Annotated in this window: 16 protein-coding genes; 15 read left to right on the top strand and 1 reads right to left on the bottom strand. The window is 61.7% G+C overall.

Features of this window, described 5'->3' with window-relative positions; translation table 11 throughout:
• Window positions 1–32: 32 nt before the first annotated feature.
• The 14 genes from AB4O09_RS28640 to mdoH all read left to right on the top strand — a co-directional run bounded on the left by AB4O09_RS28640 (window position 33) and on the right by mdoH (window position 18,167).
• Window positions 33–1,499, top strand: a complete 1,467-nt coding sequence (locus tag AB4O09_RS28640) for a purine-cytosine permease family protein (protein WP_003196889.1) — start codon at window positions 33–35, stop codon at window positions 1,497–1,499.
• 70 nt (window positions 1,500–1,569) lie between these two features.
• Window positions 1,570–2,538 (top strand): ABC transporter substrate-binding protein, encoded by a 969-nt coding sequence (locus tag AB4O09_RS28635; protein ID WP_003196892.1) that lies wholly within the window; start codon window positions 1,570–1,572, stop codon window positions 2,536–2,538.
• Window positions 2,539–2,609: 71 nt separating this feature from the next.
• Window positions 2,610–3,461 carry an ABC transporter permease gene (locus AB4O09_RS28630; RefSeq protein WP_003196893.1) on the top strand — a complete coding sequence of 284 codons (852 nt, stop codon included), beginning with the start codon at window positions 2,610–2,612 and terminating at the stop codon, window positions 3,459–3,461.
• Window positions 3,458–4,288: a quaternary amine ABC transporter ATP-binding protein gene (locus AB4O09_RS28625; protein ID WP_003196894.1), complete on the top strand. Its 831-nt coding sequence runs from the start codon at window positions 3,458–3,460 to the stop codon at window positions 4,286–4,288. The genes AB4O09_RS28630 and AB4O09_RS28625 overlap by 4 nt, the downstream gene beginning before the upstream one ends.
• A gap of 175 nt (window positions 4,289–4,463) precedes the next feature.
• Entirely contained in the window at window positions 4,464–5,987 is a 1,524-nt protein-coding gene (gene hutH, locus AB4O09_RS28620; protein WP_003196896.1) for a histidine ammonia-lyase, read from the top strand.
• Between the two features lie 129 nt (window positions 5,988–6,116).
• Window positions 6,117–7,649, top strand: coding sequence for a histidine ammonia-lyase (gene hutH / locus AB4O09_RS28615; RefSeq protein ID WP_003196898.1), 1,533 nt, complete (start codon window positions 6,117–6,119; stop codon window positions 7,647–7,649).
• 109 nt (window positions 7,650–7,758) lie between these two features.
• Window positions 7,759–8,961, top strand: a complete 1,203-nt coding sequence (gene hutI, locus AB4O09_RS28610) for an imidazolonepropionase (RefSeq protein WP_003196900.1) — start codon at window positions 7,759–7,761, stop codon at window positions 8,959–8,961.
• Between the two features lie 11 nt (window positions 8,962–8,972).
• The gene (hutG, locus tag AB4O09_RS28605; protein ID WP_003196902.1) at window positions 8,973–9,776 is read left to right on the top strand and encodes an N-formylglutamate deformylase; all 804 of its coding nucleotides are present in this window, start codon (window positions 8,973–8,975) and stop codon (window positions 9,774–9,776) included.
• Between the two features lie 298 nt (window positions 9,777–10,074).
• On the top strand, window positions 10,075–11,022 hold the full coding sequence (locus tag AB4O09_RS28600; protein WP_003196904.1) for a choline ABC transporter substrate-binding protein: 948 nt from the start codon (window positions 10,075–10,077) through the stop codon (window positions 11,020–11,022).
• A 66-nt stretch (window positions 11,023–11,088) separates the two neighbouring features.
• Complete coding sequence (locus AB4O09_RS28595; RefSeq protein ID WP_027911765.1) at window positions 11,089–12,003, top strand: alpha/beta hydrolase; 915 nt, start codon at window positions 11,089–11,091, stop codon at window positions 12,001–12,003.
• A gap of 105 nt (window positions 12,004–12,108) precedes the next feature.
• A complete protein-coding gene (gene pip, locus AB4O09_RS28590; protein WP_003196909.1) occupies window positions 12,109–13,080 on the top strand; it encodes a prolyl aminopeptidase in 972 nt (323 codons plus the stop codon).
• Complete coding sequence (gene dtd / locus AB4O09_RS28585; RefSeq protein ID WP_003196911.1) at window positions 13,077–13,514, top strand: D-aminoacyl-tRNA deacylase; 438 nt, start codon at window positions 13,077–13,079, stop codon at window positions 13,512–13,514. The genes pip and dtd overlap by 4 nt, the downstream gene beginning before the upstream one ends.
• Window positions 13,515–13,864: 350 nt before the next feature.
• Window positions 13,865–15,604, top strand: coding sequence for a glucan biosynthesis protein G (locus tag AB4O09_RS28580; protein ID WP_209311659.1), 1,740 nt, complete (start codon window positions 13,865–13,867; stop codon window positions 15,602–15,604).
• Complete coding sequence (gene mdoH, locus AB4O09_RS28575; protein WP_003196915.1) at window positions 15,597–18,167, top strand: glucans biosynthesis glucosyltransferase MdoH; 2,571 nt, start codon at window positions 15,597–15,599, stop codon at window positions 18,165–18,167. Before AB4O09_RS28580 ends, mdoH begins: the two co-directional genes overlap by 8 nt.
• Window positions 18,168–18,256: 89 nt before the next feature.
• On the opposite strand, the gene AB4O09_RS28570 is transcribed toward mdoH, so the two are convergent.
• Window positions 18,257–18,598, bottom strand: coding sequence for a DUF6124 family protein (locus AB4O09_RS28570; RefSeq protein ID WP_003196916.1), 342 nt, complete (start codon window positions 18,596–18,598; stop codon window positions 18,257–18,259).
• A gap of 443 nt (window positions 18,599–19,041) precedes the next feature.
• Between AB4O09_RS28570 and AB4O09_RS28565 the strand changes: the two genes are divergently transcribed.
• On the top strand, window positions 19,042–19,242 hold the full coding sequence (locus tag AB4O09_RS28565; protein ID WP_155252640.1) for a nucleoid-structuring protein H-NS: 201 nt from the start codon (window positions 19,042–19,044) through the stop codon (window positions 19,240–19,242).
• Window positions 19,243–19,337 lie beyond the last annotated feature (95 nt).

Below are 19,337 nucleotides of genomic sequence, written 5' to 3'. Positions count from 1 at the left end.
TGAATTGCAGAACAATCCACAGAGGTTGAACCATGGCTGTCACCAGCACACGTGCAAGCAGCAAGCCGTTGATCGAGAAACGTTCGATCGACTACATCCCGGAAACGGAGAGACACGGCCGATTGTTGAGCCAGTTCACCCTCTGGATGGGGGCCAACCTGCAAATCACGGCAATTGTCACCGGCGCATTGGCGGTGGTGCTTGGCGGTGATGTGTTCTGGTCGTTGATCGGTTTGCTGATCGGCCAACTGCTCGGCGGTGGCGTCATGGCGTTGCATGCCGCGCAAGGGCCCAAGCTTGGCCTGCCGCAGATGATCTCCAGCCGGGTGCAGTTTGGTGTGTATGGCGCGGCCATCCCGATCGTGCTGGTGTGCCTGATGTACCTGGGTTTCACCGCAACGGGAACCGTGCTTTCCGGCCAGGCGCTGGGCCAGTTGTTTGGTGTCAGCGACAGTGTCGGCATCCTCATTTTCGCCAGCGTCATCGTACTGGTCACGGTGCTCGGTTATCGGGTGATTCACTTCATTGGCCGTGTCGCCAGCATCCTTGGTGTGATCGCCTTTGTTTACCTGTTCTCTCGTCTGATGAGCCAGACGGACGTTGGCGCACTCTTGCAAATCCGCCATTTCAGCTGGAGCAGTTTCCTGCTTGCGGTGTCGCTCGCGGCGTCCTGGCAGATCGCCTTCGGCCCCTACGTGGCGGACTATTCGCGTTACCTGCCGAGCAAGACTTCTTCGGTGAAAACCTTTTTTGCCGCGGGCGCCGGTTCAGTCATCGGCGCACAGGTGGCGATGATCCTCGGCGTGTTTGCCGCGGCCTCGGCCAATGGGCAATTCGCCGGTCACGAAGTGGCCTACATCGTGGGCCTGGGGGGCACCGGTGCCACCGCCGCGCTGCTGTATTTCAGCATCGCGTTCGGCAAGGTCACCATCTCCACGCTGAACTCCTACGGCAGCTTCATGTGCATCGCGACCATCATCAGCGGTTTTCGTGGTCACCTGAACGTAACGCGCTTGCAGCGTCTGGTCTTCGTGCTGGTCATCGTCGGCGCTGCGACGCTGATCGCGCTGCTCGGCCAGCACTCGTTCCTCGGCGCGTTCAAGTCCTTCATCCTGTTCTTGCTGGCGTTCTTTACGCCTTGGAGCGCGATCAACCTGGTGGACTACTACTGCATCACCCGCGAGCGCTATGACGTGCCGGCACTGGCCGACCCGAACGGTCGCTACGGTCGTTGGAACGCCCTCGGCATCAGCGTCTATGTCTTCGGCGTACTGGTTCAACTGCCGTTTATCGCCACCAAGTTCTATACCGGTCCGCTGGTGGCAGCCATGGGCGGTGTGGATATTTCCTGGATCATCGGTCTGGTGGTTCCGGCGGCGCTGTATTACGTCGTCGCCAAGAAGTGGCACAGCGCTGTACCCGATCAATTGATCCTGCCAATCGAGCAGGACACGGTTGACGCACAACCGAGCAGGGCGGGCCGCATTCAAGCGGTCTGATGGGACGTTGACAGGGCTGGATGCCTCTTGACTGCCGTAAGCCAATCCAACTGATTAGGAGCGTCACATAATGAAGTCGAACAAGACCCTGCTGACCACATTGCTTTCCATGGGCCTGCTGGCCAGCGCTGGCGCCACACAAGCGGCGGGTTGGTGCGAGTCGGGTAAACCGGTGAAGTTCGCCGGCCTGAACTGGGAAAGCGCCATGTTGCTGACCGACGTCCTGCAAGTGGTGCTGGAAAAAGGCTACGACTGCAAGACCGACAGCCTGCCAGGCAACTCCATCACCATGGAGAACGCCCTGAGCAGCAACGACATCCAGGTGTTTGCCGAAGAGTGGGTCGGCCGCAGTGAAGTCTGGAACAAGGCCGAGAAGGCCGGCAAGGTAGTCGGCGTCGGTGCCCCGGTCGTGGGTGCCATCGAAGGCTGGTACGTGCCGCGCTACGTGGTGGAAGGCGACGCCAAGCGCAAGCTCGAAGCCAAGGCACCAGGACTGAAGAACATCGCTGACCTGGGCCAGTACGCCGCCGTGTTCAAGGACCCGGAAGAACCGTCCAAGGGCCGCTTCTATAACTGCCCGGCCGGCTGGACCTGCGAGCTGGACAACAGCGAAATGCTGAAAAGCTATGGCCTGGAAAAAACCTACACCAACTTCCGTCCAGGTACCGGCCCAGCGCTGGATGCGGCGGTGCTGTCGAGCTACAAGCGAGGCGAGCCGATCCTGTTCTACTACTGGTCGCCAACGCCGCTGATGGGCCAGGTGGACCTGGTGAAACTGGAAGAAAAACCGGGCGTGGATAAAAGCGTGAGCATCAAGGTCGGCCTGTCCAAGACCTTCCACGACGAGGCACCTGAATTGGTGACGGTGCTGGAAAAGGTCAACCTGCCGATCGATATCCTGAACCAGAACCTCGGGCGCATGGCCAAGGAACGAATCGAGTCGCCGAAACTGGCGAAGATCTTCCTGAAGGAACATCCTGAAGTCTGGCACGCCTGGGTAAGCGAAGACGCTGCCAAGAAAATCGACGCGGCTCTGTAGGTCGAATACTTCCCGGCCAACCGTGGGGCTGGCCGGGACGTTCACCGCATCCACTTGATCGAGAGTCTCTTATGTTTCCCGAAAGCTTTACCTTCTCCATTGCCGATTGGGTCAACGGTTGGGTCGACTCCCTGGTGACCAATTATGGCGATGTGTTCCGGCACATCTCCGACACCCTGCTGTGGGCCATCGTCAATCTCGAAGGCCTGCTGCGCATGGCGCCCTGGTGGCTGATGCTGGCTATCGTCGGTGGCATCGCCTGGCACGCCACCCGCAAGGTCGTCGCCACGGCGGTGATCGTCGGCCTGCTGTTTCTGGTGGGCGCGGTGGGCCTGTGGGACAAGCTGATGCAGACCCTCGCGCTGATGCTGGTGGCGACGCTGATCTCGGTGTTGATCGGCATTCCGCTGGGCATTCTCTCGGCACGCAGCAATCGCCTGCGTTCGGTGCTGATGCCGTTGCTGGACATCATGCAGACCATGCCGAGCTTCGTGTACCTGATTCCGGTGTTGATGCTGTTCGGCCTGGGCAAGGTCCCGGCGATTTTCGCCACGGTGATCTACGCTGCGCCGCCACTGATTCGCCTGACTGACCTTGGCATCCGCCAGGTGGACGGCGAAGTGATGGAAGCCATCAACGCCTTCGGCGCCAACCGCTGGCAACAGCTGTTCGGCGTGCAACTGCCCCTGGCCCTGCCGAGCATCATGGCCGGGATCAACCAGACCACCATGATGGCCCTGTCGATGGTGGTCATCGCCTCGATGATCGGCGCCCGTGGCCTGGGTGAAGACGTGCTGGTGGGCATCCAGACCCTCAACGTCGGACGCGGCCTGGAAGCCGGGCTGGCGATCGTGATTCTCGCCGTGGTCATCGACCGCATTACCCAGGCCTATGGTCGTCCTCGGCACGAGGTGAGCAAATGAGCAACGCAGCCATCAGCAAGATCGAAGTCAAGAATGTCTTCAAGATTTTCGGCAATCGCTCCAAGGAGGCCCTGGAGCTGATCCGCCAGAACAAGACCAAGGACCAGGTGCTGGCCGAAACCGGCTGCGTGGTCGGCGTTAACGACTTGTCGCTGAGCATCGGCACCGGTGAGATTTTCGTGATCATGGGCCTGTCCGGTTCCGGCAAGTCCACGTTGGTGCGCCATTTCAACCGGCTGATCGACCCTACCAGCGGCGCGATCCTGGTGGACGGCGAAGACATCCTGCAACTGGACATGGACGCCTTGCGCGAATTTCGCCGACACAAGATCAGCATGGTGTTCCAGAGCTTCGGCCTGCTGCCCCACAAGAGCGTGCTGGACAACGTCGCCTATGGCTTGAAAGTGCGCGGCGAGAGCAAGCAGGTGTGCGCCGAGCGGGCGTTGCACTGGATCGATACCGTGGGCCTGAAGGGCTACGAGAACAAATACCCGCACCAGCTCTCTGGTGGCATGCGCCAGCGCGTCGGCCTGGCCCGGGCCTTGGCGGCGGACACCGACATCATCCTGATGGACGAAGCCTTCAGCGCCCTCGACCCACTGATCCGCGCGGAGATGCAGGACCAGTTGCTGGAACTGCAAAAGACCCTGCACAAGACCATCGTGTTCATCACCCACGACCTCGACGAGGCCGTGCGCATTGGCAACCGCATTGCGATCCTCAAGGACGGCAAGCTGATCCAGGTCGGCACGCCTCGGGAGATCCTGCACTCGCCGGCGGATGAGTATGTCGATCGGTTTGTGCAACGGCGGGCGGCGGTGGTGTAAGACCGGACTCCGTTGTGGAGAGGGGATTTACCTGTGGGAGCAAAGCTTGCTCGCGATGCAGACGCCTCGGTTCCAAAGAGACCGCGTTGTTTTTATCGCGGGCAAGCCTTGCTCCCACAGATAAATCCCCACGCCACAAATGTTATTGGCAACTTTAATGTGCATGAGGCTTTAAATGTCCCAGGCTGAAAAAATCGTAATCACAGGCGCCCCGTTGCGTTGGCAGGATGTCGTCGCCGTCGCCCGCTTTGGCGCTGTGCTCGAGCTATCGACTGAGACCTGGGCGCGGATCGACAACGCCCAGGCCATCGTCCAGCGTATCGTCGCAAGCGGCGAGCGCGCCTATGGCGTCAATACCGGCCTGGGGGCCTTGTGCAATGTTTCGCTCAAGGACGAACAACTCAGCCAACTGTCGCGCAACACCTTGCTCAGCCATGCCTGTGGCGTTGGTGCGCCGCTTTCTGATGAGCAGACCCGGGCGATTATCTGCGCCGCTATCCTCAACTACAGCCAAGGCAAGTCCGGCATCCATCGCCGGGTAGTCGAAGCGCTGCTGGCGCTGCTCAATCGCGGCATCACACCGCAAGTGCCGTCCCAGGGTTCGGTGGGTTACCTGACCCACATGGCCCACATCGGCATCGCGTTGCTGGGCGTCGGCCAGGTCAGCTATCGCGGGCAGATAATCCCGGCGCAACAGGCCCTGGCCGCAGAGGGTTTGCAACCGGTGCAACTGGGGGCCAAGGACGGTCTGTGCCTGGTCAACGGCACGCCGTGCATGACCGGTCTGAGCTGCCTGGCCCTGGCCGATGCGACGCGGTTGGTGCAATGGGCCGACGTGATCGGCGCCATGAGTTTCGAGGCCCAGCGCGGGCAGATTGCCGCGTTCGATGCCGACGTCATCGCCCTCAAGCCACACCCGGGCATGCAGCAGGTCGGGAGCAATTTGCGAGCACTGCTCGACGGCAGCGAAGTCATCGCCGCGAGCCTGGGCATTCGCACCCAGGACGCCTTGAGCATCCGCTCGATTCCCCAGGTGCACGGCGCGGCTCGCGACCAGTTGGCCCACGCCCGGCAACAGATCGAAACCGAACTCAACGCGGTGACCGATAATCCACTGCTGCTGGGTACGCCGGAGAGCTTCCGGGTCATGTCCCAGGCCAATCCCCACGGCCAGTCGGTGGCGCTGGCGGCAGATCTGCTGGCGATTGCCATGGCTGAGATCGGCTCCATCGCCGAGCGTCGCCTCGACCGCTTGATCAACCCCCACGTCAGCGGCCTGCCGGCCTTCCTGGTGGCCAACCCCGGGGTGAACTCGGGGATGATGATCGTGCAATACGTCGCCGCGTCGCTGTGCGCGGAAAACAAGCAACTGGCGCAACCGGCGGTGCTCGACAATTTCGTCACCTCCGGGTTGCAGGAAGACCATCTGAGCATGGGCACCAACGCGGCCCTGAAGCTGCACCGGGCGCTGGAAAACTGCACGCAGATCCTCGCCATCGAATACCTGCTGGCGGCCCAGGCCTTTGAGTTTCTCAAGGCCCAGCGTTTCGGCGCCGGCACCGACATTGCCTGGAAACTGCTGCGCGAACGCGTCCCGGCCTATGACCAGGACCGCTGGCTGGCGCCGGACATCGCCAGTGCCGCCGGCCTGCTCAAAGACCCGAATGTGTTGCACAGCGTATTACCGAATTTGAATTGATCAAAAAAGCGCCAGCGTGCCAAGGCACCTCTTGCCCACAAGGCATCGCCCAAAAAGCGAAGGTGACGGATAACGGAACATTCCGGAGCGACTGGCGGGTGAAAACAAAACTCTCAAAAGGAGCATTACATGACTGCCTTAAACCTGATTCCCGGCCAATTGAGCCTGGCTCAATTGCGTGACATCTATCAGCAACCCGTGACCTTGAGTCTCGACGCCAGCGCGTCGGCGCAGATCGAAGCCAGTGTTGCCTGCGTTGAGCAGATCCTTGCCGAGAACCGCACCGCCTACGGCATCAACACCGGTTTCGGCCTGCTGGCCTCGACCCGTATCGCCAGCGAAGACCTGGAAAACCTGCAGCGCTCCCTGGTGCTGTCCCATGCCGCCGGGGTGGGCGAGCCAATAAGCGATGCGCTGGTGCGGCTGGTCATGGTGCTCAAGGTCAACAGCCTGAGCCGGGGTTTTTCCGGCATCCGTCGGCAGGTGATCGATGCGCTGATTGCGCTGATCAATGCCGAGGTCTACCCGCACATTCCGCTCAAGGGTTCGGTCGGTGCGTCCGGTGACCTGGCGCCACTGGCCCACATGTCCCTGGTGCTGCTGGGCGAAGGCAAGGCCCGCTACAAGGGCGAATGGCTGCCGGCCGTCGAGGCGCTGAAAGTGGCTGGCCTCGCGCCGCTGACCCTGGCCGCCAAGGAAGGCCTGGCGCTGCTCAACGGCACCCAGGTCTCCACCGCGTTTGCCTTGCGTGGCCTGTTCGAAGGCGAAGACCTGTTTGCCGGTGCCCTGGCCCTGGGCGGCCTCACGGTGGAAGCGGTGCTCGGCTCGCGTTCGCCATTCGATGCACGCATCCATGCCGCCCGTGGCCAGAAAGGCCAGATCGACGCCGCCGCTGCCTACCGCGATCTGCTGGGCGAGCGCAGCGAAGTTTCCGATTCGCACCAGAACTGCGATAAGGTCCAGGACCCGTACTCCCTGCGCTGCCAACCGCAGGTGATGGGCGCCTGCCTGACCCAGTTCCGCCAGGCCGCCGAGGTGCTGGTGATCGAGGCCAACGCGGTGTCGGATAACCCGCTGGTGTTCGCCGCCGAGGGCGACGTGATTTCCGGCGGCAACTTCCACGCCGAACCGGTGGCGATGGCGGCCGACAACATGGCCTTGGCGATTGCCGAGATTGGCTCCCTGAGCGAGCGACGCATTTCGTTGATGATGGACAAGCACATGTCGCAACTGCCGCCGTTCCTCGTCGCCAATGGCGGAGTGAACTCCGGCTTCATGATCGCCCAGGTCACCGCTGCGGCCCTGGCCAGTGAAAACAAGGCGCTGTCCCATCCCCATTCGGTGGACAGCCTGCCGACGTCGGCGAACCAGGAAGACCACGTTTCCATGGCCCCGGCTGCCGGCAAGCGTCTGTGGGAAATGGCCGAGAACACCCGTGGGATCCTCGCGGTGGAATGGCTCGCGGCTTGCCAGGGGCTGGACCTGCGCGGCGGCTTGAAGACCTCCGCGAAGCTGGAGCGGGCCCGTGGCCTGCTGCGTGCACAAGTGCCGTTTTATGAGAAGGACCGCTTCTTTGCGCCGGACATCAATGCGGCCAGTGAATTGCTGGCGAGTCGGTGCCTGAACGAATTGGTCACGGCGCAGTTGTTGCCGAGCCTGTAAGGGCCTCATCGCGAGCGAGCTCGCTCCCACACTTATTTGGGGTACACCCTGACCCTTGTGGGAGCGAGCTTGCTCGCGATTCGATTATGAATGCGACGAGGAAACCGGGATGAAAACCCTCTGGCAAAACTGCCACGCCGCCACCATGGCCCAGGGCGTCTACTCGATCATCGAAGACGCCGCCATCGTTACCCTGGGCGAGCACATCCAATGGATCGGCCCGCGTGCCGAATTGCCGACGGGTGATTACCCGGCGGTCAACGACCTCAAGGGCGCCTGGGTCACCCCGGGGCTGATCGACTGTCACACCCACACGGTATTTGGCGGCAACCGTAGCGGTGAGTTCGAGCAGCGTCTGCAAGGCGTCAGCTATGCCGAGATCGCCGCCGCCGGTGGCGGCATCGCCAGCACCGTGCGCGCCACCCGCGCCGCTAGTGAAGACGAACTGTTCGCCAGCGCCGCCAAACGCCTGGGAAGCCTGATGCGCGACGGCGTGACCACGGTGGAAATCAAATCCGGCTACGGCCTGGACCTGGCCAGCGAGCGCAAGATCCTGCGGGTCATCCGCCGCCTCGGCGCCGAGTTGCCGGTCAGCGTGCGCAGCACCTGCCTGGCGGCCCACGCCTTGCCACCGGAATACAAGGATCGCGCCGACGACTACATCGAGCACATCTGCACCGAGATGCTTCCGGCCCTGGCGGCCGAAGGACTGGTGGATGCGGTGGATGCCTTTTGCGAATACCTGGCGTTTTCCCCGGCGCAGGTCGAGCGGGTGTTTATCACCGCGCAACAACTGGGGCTGCCAGTGAAGCTGCACGCCGAGCAGTTGTCGTCGCTGCACGGTTCAAGCCTGGCGGCGCGTTACCAGGCGCTGTCGGCCGATCACCTGGAATTCATGACCGAGGACGATGCCAAGGCCATGGCCGAATCCGGCACCGTGGCAGTGCTGTTGCCGGGCGCGTTTTATTTCCTGCGCGAAACCCAATTGCCGCCCATGGAAGCCCTGCGCAAGCACGGTGTGAAAATCGCCGTGGCCAGCGACCTCAACCCCGGCACCTCGCCGGCGTTGTCGTTGCGCCTGATGTTGAACATGGCCTGCACCTGTTTCCGGATGACCCCGGAAGAGGCCCTGGCGGGGGCGACGATTCATGCGGCCCAGGCCTTGGGCATGGTGCAAACCCACGGTTCGCTGGAAGCCGGCAAGGTCGCGGATTTTGTCGCCTGGCACATCGACCGCCCGGCCGACCTGGCGTACTGGCTCGGTGGCGATCTGGAAAAACGCGTCGTGCGCCACGGCGTGGAAATCGATTGAGGAGAATGGTTGTGGAGAAGGTCCTGAATTTCAAGCAAGGGCGCGTGCCGCTGTTGATCAGCATGCCTCACGCCGGCCTGCGCCTGACCCCGGCGGTACAGGCCGGGTTGATCCCCGAGGCCCAGAGCCTGCCAGACACCGACTGGCACATCCCAAGGCTCTACGAGTTCGCCGCCGAACTGGGCGCCAGCACCCTGGCCGCGGAGTACTCGCGGTTCGTCGTCGACCTGAACCGCCCCTCCGATGACAAGCCGATGTACGTCGGCGCCACCACCGGTTTGTACCCGGCGACGCTGTTCGATGGCGTGCCGCTGTTTCGCGAAGGGCTGGAACCGTCGGCCGAGGAGCGGGCGATGTATCTGCAACAGGTCTGGATGCCTTACCACCAGGCGCTGCAGCAGGAACTGGCGCGGCTCAAGGCCGAGTTTGGCTATGCCTTGCTGTTCGATGCCCATTCGATCCGTTCGGTGATCCCGCACCTGTTCGACGGCAAGCTGCCGGACTTCAACCTCGGCACGTTCAACGGTGCCAGTTGCGACCCGACCCCGGCCAGCCAGCTCGAAGCCATCTGCGCCCGTCACGGTCAGTTCACTCATGTGCTCAACGGGCGGTTCAAGGGCGGACACATCACCCGGCACTACGGCAACCCGGCCGAAGACATCCACGCGGTGCAACTGGAACTGTGCCAGAGCACCTATATGGAAGAGTTCGAACCGTTCAACTATCGCGCTGATTTGGCGGCGCCGACTCAGGTGGTGCTCAGGGAATTGCTGGAAGGCTTCCTGGCGTGGGGACGGCAGGCTTACAAGAAATAAAGATCTAGCCATGACTTCTGTGGCGAGGGGACTTATCTGTGGGAGCAAAGCTTGCTCGCGATACAGGCGCCGCTGTTTCAGAGAGACCGCGTTGTTTTCATCGCGGGCAAGCCTTGCTCCCAGAGTCTCCCTCGCCACAAGTTTATGTACTCTGGTTCCTTGGAATGGGAACTGTCGCCATTGTGCAAAACCGAGTCGCCACAGTTCATCTTCAGCCCCTCGGCGCTGCGTAATGTTTTGGGCACGGTGCAGCAAGACACCGACCTACAATAATCCGCTGCCGCACGAGACCTTCCCGATGAAAAGACTGTTCAAACGCTGTCTGTCGATCCTCTGCGGTACCACCCTCTTGAGCGTCGGGGCGATGGCCGCCGAGCCGGCGTCGTGCCAGACCGTGCGCATGGGCGTGGTCAACTGGACTGACGTGATCGCCACCAGCGGCATGGCCGATGTGTTGCTCTCCGGGCTGGGCTACGACAGCAAGCAGACCAGCGCCGTGCAGCAGATCATCTTCGCCGGCATCCGCGATAAGCGTCTCGATATTTTCCTGGGCTACTGGAAGCCGGCGATGGACAAGAACATCGCGCCGTTTCTGGCGGCCAACCAAGTGAAGGTATTGGACAAGCCGAGCCTGGCCGACGCCCAGGCCACCCTGGCTGTTCCAGATTACGTGGCGGCGGCGGGGCTCAAGACCTTCGCCGACATTGCCCGGTTCAAGGATCAACTGGGCGGCAAGATCTACGGGATCGAGCCGGGCAGCGGTGCCAACACCACCATCAAGACCCTGATTGAAACCAACCACTTCGGCCTCAAGGACTTCAAGCTGATCGAATCCGGCGAGGCGGGCATGCTGGCCGCGGTGCAACGGGCGGTGAATCGCAAGGAGTTCGTGGTCTTCGTCGGCTGGACCCCACACCCGATGAACATCAACATGAACATCACCTACCTGACCGGCAGCGAGGATGTCTATGGCCCGAACGAAGGCGCCGCGACCGTCTCCACCGTCACCGCGCCGGACTATGCCCAGCGCTGCCCGAACGTGAACCGCTTGCTGGAAAACCTCACTTTCACCGCCGCCCAGGAAAGCCAGTTGATGGTGCCGATCATGGAGCGCAAGACGCCCCAGGACGTCGCCCGGCAATGGTTGCGCGATCATCCCGAGGATTTGCAGAAGTGGCTGGCCGGAGTCACCAGCTTCGACGGCAAGGATGGCGTGGCGGCGGTGCAGGCCAGTCTCAAGAATTGACCTGCCTGGCTGTGGCGGGGTGATTTATCTGTGGTGGCTCCCACATTTCAATAGGTGGTGTTCTTCATGGCCTCATATCCACTCTCAGAACAGATGTCAGCCTTCATCGACAGAACCCTGAGCTTCACCAGCCCGGACGACAGCCTCGCCAGTTCGCGCCAGGCCTACAGCCAAATGTGCCGGGCGTTCACCCCGGCATGCCCGCCAACACTGGCCATCGAGGATTTCGAGTTGGCCGGTGTGGCTGCGCGCGCCTATCACCCACGGGGCGCCGCGCCACCCACCGGCTGGCCGTGCATCCTTTATCTGCACGGCGGTGGTTGGGTGGTGGGGGACCTGGACTCCCATGACTTCATCTGCATGGAGCTGGCGGCTGCCCTTGGTGTGCTGGTGGTGGCGGTGGATTATCGGCTGGCCCCAGAGCATCCGTTTCCAGCCGGGTTGGACGATTGCCTCGCCGTGTGGCGTCATCTGGCAGCCGCGCCCTTTGCCATCGACCCGCGTCGCCGGCTGGTGGTCGGAGACAGTGCCGGCGGCAATCTCGCCGCTGCGTTATGCCTGGCCTTGCGTGATGCCGGGCAAGCGCTGCCCCGGGCCCAGGTGCTGATCTATCCGGCGCTCGGTGGCCTGGCAACGCTACCCTCGCGCCGCGAATGTGCCGACGCGCCGCTGTTGAGCAGCAGCGACCTGGACAGTTATCACACCCTCTACCTGAACGGCGCCCAACCGTCCCTCCTCGCCATGCCGTTGCTCGCCGATCATCTGGACGGTCTTCCACCAGCGCTGATTGTCGTGGCGCAATGGGACCCGCTGCGCGACGACGGTGTCCTTTATAGCGAGCGGCTGAACGCCGCAGGGGTAGCCTCTGTGTTGTACATGGGCGAAGGGTTGGTCCACGGCTGCCTGCGCGGTCGGGGGCAGGTGCCGGAGGTCGATCGGCTGTATCGCACGCTGCTGGCGTACCTGGCTGACATGCTTTGACTGCGCAGGGGACATGCTCATTAAGGTAATTCGGGTTTATGATGCCGGACGGCAGACTAAATAGACGTCCCTACAGGGATGACTCGACCCCTTACGGAGCGCGCAATGCAGACTTTGTACCCGCAGATCAAACCCCATGCCCGGCACGATCTGGCTGTCGATGACACCCACACGCTCTATGTCGATGAAAGCGGTTCCCCGGAAGGCCTGCCGGTGGTGTTCATTCACGGCGGCCCGGGTGCTGGCTGCGATGCACAGAGCCGCCGCTACTTCGATCCGAACCTGTACCGCATCGTCACTTTCGACCAGCGCGGCTGCGGTCGGTCCACCCCCCATGCGAGCCTTGAGAACAACACCACCTGGGATCTGGTCGAAGACCTGGAGCGCATCCGCAAGCACCTGGGTATCGAGAAGTGGGTGCTGTTTGGCGGTTCCTGGGGCTCGACCCTGGCCCTGGCCTACGCCCAGACTCATCCAGAGCGGGTACACGGCTTGATCCTGCGTGGGATCTTTCTCTGCCGGCCGCAGGAAATCGAATGGTTCTACCAGGCCGGCGCCAGTCGCCTGTTCCCCGACTATTGGCAGGACTACATCGCACCGATCCCGTTGGACGAGCGCGACGACCTGCTCAGCGCTTTCCACAAGCGCCTGACCGGCAACGATCAGATCGCCCAGATGCACGCGGCCAAGGCCTGGTCCACCTGGGAAGGTCGCACCGCGACCCTGCGTCCGAACCCACTGGTGGTCGATCGCTTCTCCGAGCCGCAGCGGGCGCTGTCGATCGCCCGGATCGAATGCCACTACTTCACCAACAACGCTTTCCTCGAACCCAACCAGTTGATTCGCGACATGGGCAAGATCGCCCATTTGCCGGGCGTCATCGTGCATGGCCGCTACGACGTCATCTGCCCGCTGGACAATGCCTGGGAGCTGCATCAGAACTGGCCCAACAGCGAACTGCAGGTGATTCGCGACGCTGGTCACGCCGCTTCGGAGCCGGGGATCACCGACGCACTGGTTCGCGCCGCTGCGCAAATGGCCCGGCGCCTGCTCGACCTGCCGCCTGAAGAAGCATGAAGGGGCTGTTGCAACGAGTTCGCTGCGCGCGGGTCGAAGTATCAGGCGAGATCATTGGCGCCGTGGATCAGGGCTTGCTGGTGTTGGTGGCTGTCGAGCCCGGGGATACCCGGGCCAGCGCCGACAAACTCCTGCATAAGCTGCTTAACTATCGAGTGTTCAGCGACGCCGACGGCAAGATGAACCTGTCCCTGGCGGATGTCGGTGGTGGGTTGCTGCTGGTGTCGCAGTTCACCTTGGCGGCCGACACCAAAAGTGGTTTGCGCCCGAGTTTTTCGACAGCCGCACCTCCGGCCCTGGGAGAAGAGTTGTTCAACTATTTGCTCACCCAGGCGAAACAGGTGCATGGCACTGTGGCATCAGGTAGATTCGGCGCCGACATGCAAGTGCATTTGGTCAATGATGGCCCGGTAACCTTCCTGTTACAGGTCTGAAAGCGTTTGAAACATCTTTTCGGGCCTGTTTCGAGGCAAAACTGGGAGTTTTCTCGATAAATACTTTGCTACCCCTGATGCGTTGTCACGCGGGCTACTAGATAATCGCGCGCTACGGGGGATCAGCGTTCGCTGGTCCATTTGACTTAGGTAGAGACTTGTCCTGGACCGTTTGGGGAATCATTTTGTCCCATCGGAGTCGGAACAATGCTCGCCAACTTGGCAAGAGTGGTCCGCAGGAACGGTTTTTCAGTGCCGTTACCGTGCAGATACTTTATCTGGCCGTTGGTTTTTTGATCAGTTTTCGGCGAGGGTTGCTCGTGATTGTTAGTCCCTGTAATGCACCAAAAATGACTGCCAAACGGTTGAGAAGCGCCCTGGTAACGGGCTCGGCTCTGTTGTGCCTGTTCGGCGCGGGCCAACTGTGGGCATTCAGCCTGGATGATGTATCGGCGAAGGCTCAAGAACTGGCCGGGCAAAAATACGAAGCCCCGCGCAGTAATCTGCCGAACGAATTCCGCGAAATGAAATTCGCTGACTATCAAAAAATCCGTTTCCGCACCGAAAAAGCCGAATGGGCCGACCAGAAGACACCGTTCAGGCTGTCCTTCTATCACCAGGGTATGCATTTCGACACACCGGTGAAGATCAACGAAATCACCGCGACCACCGTCGAAGAGATCAAGTACGACCCGTCGCGCTTTGATTTCGACGATGTGAAATTCGATCCCAAGGCCACTGAACAGCTGGGTTACGCGGGTTTTCGCGTGTTGTACCCGATCAACAAGGCTGACAAGCAGGACGAGATCATGACCATGCTGGGCGCGAGTTATTTCCGCGTCATTGGCAAGGGCCAGACCTACGGTTTGTCCGCCCGCGGCATGGCCATCGACACCGCGTTGCCATCGGGTGAAGAATTCCCGCGCTTTCGCGAGTTCTGGATCCAACGTCCGAAGCCGACCGACAAGCACCTGGTGATCTTCGCCCTGCTGGATTCGCCACGCGCCACTGGCGCTTATCGCCTGACCTTGCGTCCGGGCACCGACACCGTGGTCGACGTGAAGTCGCGCATGTTCCTGCGTGACCGCGTGACCAAGCTGGGTGTGGCTCCATTGACCAGCATGTACCTGTTCGGCGCCAACCAACCGTCCAAAGTGCTGAACTACCGTCGCGAACTGCACGACTCCAGTGGCCTGTCGATCCATGCCGGTAACGGCGAGTGGATCTGGCGTCCGCTGAACAACCCGAAACACCTGGCCGTGAGCAACTTCTCGGTAGAGAACCCGCGTGGTTTCGGCCTGTTGCAACGTGGGCGCGACTTCAGCCATTACGAAGACCTGGACGACCGCTACGACAAGCGTCCAAGTGCCTGGATCGAACCGAAAGGCGATTGGGGCAAGGGCTCCGTGGACCTGGTAGAAATTCCGACCGCCGACGAAACCAACGACAATATCGTTGCCTTCTGGAGCCCGGAAAAACTGCCTGAGCCAGGCCAGCCGCTGGACTTCAGCTATCGCCTGCACTGGACCCTCGACGAAGCCAGCCTGCACTCGCCGGACAGCGCCTGGGTCCAGCAGACCCTGCGTTCCACCGGTGACGTGAAACAGTCCAACCTGATCCGTCAGCCGGACGGCAGCGTGGCCTACCTGGTGGATTTCGAAGGTCCGTCCCTGCAAGCCCTGCCGGAAGACGCCGATGTGCGTAGCCAGGTAAGCGTCGGCGAAAACGGCGAGATCGTCGAGAATAGCGTGCGCTACAACCCTGAAACCAAGGGCTGGCGCTTGACCCTGCGGTTGAAGATCAAGGATTCGAAACAGGCCACCGAAATGCGTGCGGCGCTGGTCCGTCCATTGACGCCTGTCGAAGCCCCGGCCACCGCGCACTCCGTGACCACGACCCTGGCCAAGGCCGACAAAGTCGCCCGCCAGCAGACCGAAAAAGAGCTCGCGAACGAAAAAGCGAAAGACGAAGCCAAGGCCGTCAAGGCGGCAGACGCCGCTGTTGAACCGACCCCAACCCAGCAGGAACCGGAACCGACTGAACAAGTCTTGACCGAGACCTGGAGCTATCAGTTGCCAGCCGATGAGTAATACTTCAGTACAGCCAGAGACGCTCAGCGAGTACCTGGCCCATTTGCCCATGACCGACGAGCAGCGCGCCGAACTGGCGGGCTGCAAGTCCTTCAGCGAATTGCACGAACGCCTGTCGTCTTCGACCTTCGACGAGCCCGCCGAGGCGGCGCAAGCCTCGGTGGGCCGCCGGCTGACCCTGAGCACCGCCGAAGAGCTCGAAGACGCCGAGATGCTGGGGCTCGACACCAGCGGTCGGGTGTGCCTGAAAGCCACGCCGCCGATTCGTCGGACCAAGGTCGTACCGGAGCCATGGCGCACCAATATCCTGGTGCGTGGCTGGCGGCGCCTGACCGGTCGTACCAACCCGCCGAAGCCGCCCAAGGATGAGCGCGTGTTGCCGCATGCACGCTGGCGTACCGTGGGCTCGACCCGTCGCTACATCCTGCTGATATTGATGCTCGGCCAGACCATCGTCGCTGGCTGGTACATGAAAGGCATCATGCCGTACCAGGGCTGGTCGTTCGTGGACCTGGAAGAAGTCCTGCACCAACCGCTGTTGCAGACCGCCACGCAAGTGCTGCCGTATGCGCTGCAAACCAGCATCCTGATTCTGTTCGGGATCCTGTTCTGCTGGGTCTCGGCAGGCTTCTGGACAGCGTTGATGGGCTTTCTCGAATTGCTCACCGGTCACGACAAGTACCGCATTTCCGGTGCCAGCGCCGGCAACGAGCCAATTCCCAAGGACGCCCGCACAGCGCTGGTGATGCCGATCTGCAACGAAGACGTGCCACGGGTATTCGCCGGTTTGCGCGCAACCTTCGAGTCGGTGGCCGCCACCGGTGACCTGGATCGTTTCGACTTCTTCGTGCTCAGCGACAGTAACGAAACCGATATCTGCGTGGCCGAACAACAGGCCTGGCTCGACGTCTGCCGTGAAGCCGGTGGTTTCGGCAAGATCTTCTATCGCCGCCGTCGCCGTCGCGTGAAGCGCAAGAGCGGCAACCTCGACGACTTCTGCCGTCGTTGGGGCAGCGACTACAAGTACATGGTCGTGCTCGACGCCGACAGCGTCATGAGCGGTACGTGCCTGACCAGCCTGGTGCGCCTGATGGAAGCCACGCCGGACGCCGGCATCATCCAGACCGCGCCACGGGCCTCGGGCATGGACACGCTGTATGCGCGCATGCAGCAGTTCGCCACCCGGGTATACGGTCCGCTGTTCACCGCCGGCCTGCACTTCTGGCAGTTGGGTGAATCCCACTACTGGGGCCACAACGCGATCATTCGCATGAAACCGTTCATCGAGCACTGCGCCCTGGCGCCGCTGCCCGGTAAAGGCGCGTTCGCCGGTGCCATCCTGTCCCACGACTTCGTCGAAGCTGCGCTGATGCGCCGTGCCGGCTGGGGCGTGTGGATTGCCTATGACTTGCCGGGCAGCTACGAAGAGCTGCCGCCGAACCTGCTGGACGAACTCAAGCGTGACCGTCGCTGGTGCCACGGTAACCTGATGAACTTCCGGCTGTTCCTGGTCAAGGGCATGCACCCGGTGCACCGTGCGGTGTTCCTGACCGGCGTGATGTCCTACCTGTCGGCGCCACTGTGGTTCTTCTTCCTGGTGCTCTCCACGGCGCTGCTGGCGGTGAACACGTTGATGGAGCCGCAGTACTTCCTCGAGCCGCGCCAGCTCTATCCGTTGTGGCCACAATGGCACCCGGAAAAGGCCATCGCCCTGTTCTCCACCACCATCGTGCTGCTGTTCCTGCCCAAGCTGCTGAGTATCGTGCTGATCTGGGCCAAGGGTGCGAAGGAGTTCGGTGGCAAGTTCAAGGTGACGCTGTCGATGCTCCTGGAGATGTTGTTCTCCATGCTGCTGGCGCCAGTGCGGATGATTTTCCACACCCGTTTCGTGCTCGCCGCATTCCTGGGCTGGGCTGCAACCTGGAACTCGCCACAACGTGACGACGACTCCACGCCGTGGAGCGAAGCGGTCAAGCGCCACGGTCCGCAAACCTTGCTGGGCTTCTTCTGGGCCTTGCTGGTGATCTGGCTGAACCCGAGCTTCCTGTGGTGGCTGGTGCCGATTGTCGGTTCGCTGATGCTGTCGATTCCGGTATCGGTGATTTCCAGCCGCGTGGGCCTGGGCTTGAAGTCCCGTGATGAAAGCCTGTTCCTGATCCCTGAGGAATACGCACCGCCACAGGAACTGCTGTCGACGGATCAGTACACCCATGAAAACCGTTGGCATGCGCTCAAAGACGGTTTCATCCGGGCGGTGGTCGATCCGCAACAGAACGCCTTGGCGTATGCGTTGGCAACCTCGCGTCACGGCAAGGCCGAGCCGATCGAATGGCTGCGGGTCGAACGTGTTCGTCACGCCTTGAAGGCCGGCCCTGCCGGTCTCAGCAACGCCGAGCGACTGGCTCTGCTGAGCGACCCGGTGGCCCTGTCCCGCCTGCATGAGCAGGTCTGGAGCGAGGGTCATCCCGAGTGGCTGGCGGCGTGGCGCGAATCAATCAACGCTGATCCTCATGCACCGTTGTTACCGCTTCAGCCGTTGAGCGCACAGCCTCAAGTGGCCTGATACTGATACGCAAAAAGCCCCGCTTCTGAAAGGAAGCGGGGCTTTTTGTTGGGCGCTATTTCAGTATTTGAACGCTATCCGCGGCGAGGTCAGGACTGTGTATTGACGTTGTCCAGTACCCGATTCGCCAACAAACCACTCAGCTCGATCAGTTGTTGAATACCAAGGGCAATATGGCGTCGCGAGCCTTTCAGGTCGAATGCAAGGTCGCTGACCATGGCATTGGCTGAGGCCAGGTTTTCGCTGAGGTTGGCCAACAGGCTTTCGGTGTCGATGCCGTCGACGACGGTGAAGAGCTGGCCCGGCGGCTGTTTATCTTCGGGGTTGGGTTGTTTGGGCTTCAGGTAGTAATCGAGCGCGCGGTCGGTGGCTTCCTGGAGTTTCTTGGGGTCGGTTTCTGGTTCTGGTGGATTGGGTGTGATCTTGTGCATGGTTGACGCTCCTAGGGTAATGGAGCCGCCAGATATCGCTGCTAAACGAGAATGGGTGGCGACTGTACGCGGGTTAGCAGACCGGGACCCTAGAACCCGGCAGACCCGAAGGTCTCCCACGCACAACCGCCATGACATAGATGCGCAGGTGCTGAAGCCTGCTCACGCATGTGGAGAGCGTACGTCTAGGATTGTCCAGGCTGCTAAACCCGATCGCTGAACTGACAGCGACCCGCAAACGTTAGAGCCCAGGGCCAAGGCGCACAAGCCGGCGGATTCTGGCGTAGTTGTAGGCAATGGCGCAAGGCTCCGTAGCCTTGGGATGACGGATTGTGGGGCTCAGGTATTTTTGTATGTATATCCGTTATTTAGGTAACGGCTGCTTACGGTTCCGCTCTTACAGCGGCTCACTTTTGAGAAGCGCAAAAGTAAGCAAAACGCTCATGCCCCACCACTCGGCACCTCGCCTAGGCTCGGTGTGCCCTCACTCCGGCATTGCTCCGTGGGCCCGCCGCGAAGGGCCATCCATGGCCCAGCGCGGCTATCCCGGCATCCATGCCGGGATGCCCACTCCACAATGCCTGCGTTCGGCCATCGTGGTTAACGGGGCACCCGAGATCAACGTCCACCGCGAGGCGGCCTAGTAGCCGACCTGGCTCTCCCGGTCGTACACCCATCAGATCTGTTTGAGCCGGACCTGTGGGAGCAAAGCTTGCTCGCGAGGCGGCTTTGCAGCCGG

The organism is Pseudomonas sp. H1_F01 (assembly GCF_054681425.1).
The sequence above is the reverse complement of the archived record's forward strand: the minus strand, read 5'-3'. Positions and strand labels throughout refer to the sequence as shown.

Coding starts and splice junctions, on each gene's coding strand:
- AB4O09_RS28630 (WP_003196893.1), top strand. CDS start 2,610: ATGTTTCCCGAAAGCTTTACCTTCTCCATTGCCGATTGGGTCAACGGT.
- AB4O09_RS28570 (WP_003196916.1), bottom strand. CDS start 18,598: ATGCACAAGATCACACCCAATCCACCAGAACCAGAAACCGACCCCAAG.
- AB4O09_RS28565 (WP_155252640.1), top strand. CDS start 19,042: ATGCCCCACCACTCGGCACCTCGCCTAGGCTCGGTGTGCCCTCACTCC.
- mdoH (WP_003196915.1), top strand. CDS start 15,597: ATGAGTAATACTTCAGTACAGCCAGAGACGCTCAGCGAGTACCTGGCC.
- AB4O09_RS28580 (WP_209311659.1), top strand. CDS start 13,865: ATGACTGCCAAACGGTTGAGAAGCGCCCTGGTAACGGGCTCGGCTCTG.
- AB4O09_RS28640 (WP_003196889.1), top strand. CDS start 33: ATGGCTGTCACCAGCACACGTGCAAGCAGCAAGCCGTTGATCGAGAAA.
- AB4O09_RS28625 (WP_003196894.1), top strand. CDS start 3,458: ATGAGCAACGCAGCCATCAGCAAGATCGAAGTCAAGAATGTCTTCAAG.
- hutI (WP_003196900.1), top strand. CDS start 7,759: ATGAAAACCCTCTGGCAAAACTGCCACGCCGCCACCATGGCCCAGGGC.
- hutH (WP_003196896.1), top strand. CDS start 4,464: ATGTCCCAGGCTGAAAAAATCGTAATCACAGGCGCCCCGTTGCGTTGG.
- AB4O09_RS28595 (WP_027911765.1), top strand. CDS start 11,089: ATGGCCTCATATCCACTCTCAGAACAGATGTCAGCCTTCATCGACAGA.
- AB4O09_RS28600 (WP_003196904.1), top strand. CDS start 10,075: ATGAAAAGACTGTTCAAACGCTGTCTGTCGATCCTCTGCGGTACCACC.
- hutH (WP_003196898.1), top strand. CDS start 6,117: ATGACTGCCTTAAACCTGATTCCCGGCCAATTGAGCCTGGCTCAATTG.
- pip (WP_003196909.1), top strand. CDS start 12,109: ATGCAGACTTTGTACCCGCAGATCAAACCCCATGCCCGGCACGATCTG.
- AB4O09_RS28635 (WP_003196892.1), top strand. CDS start 1,570: ATGAAGTCGAACAAGACCCTGCTGACCACATTGCTTTCCATGGGCCTG.
- dtd (WP_003196911.1), top strand. CDS start 13,077: ATGAAGGGGCTGTTGCAACGAGTTCGCTGCGCGCGGGTCGAAGTATCA.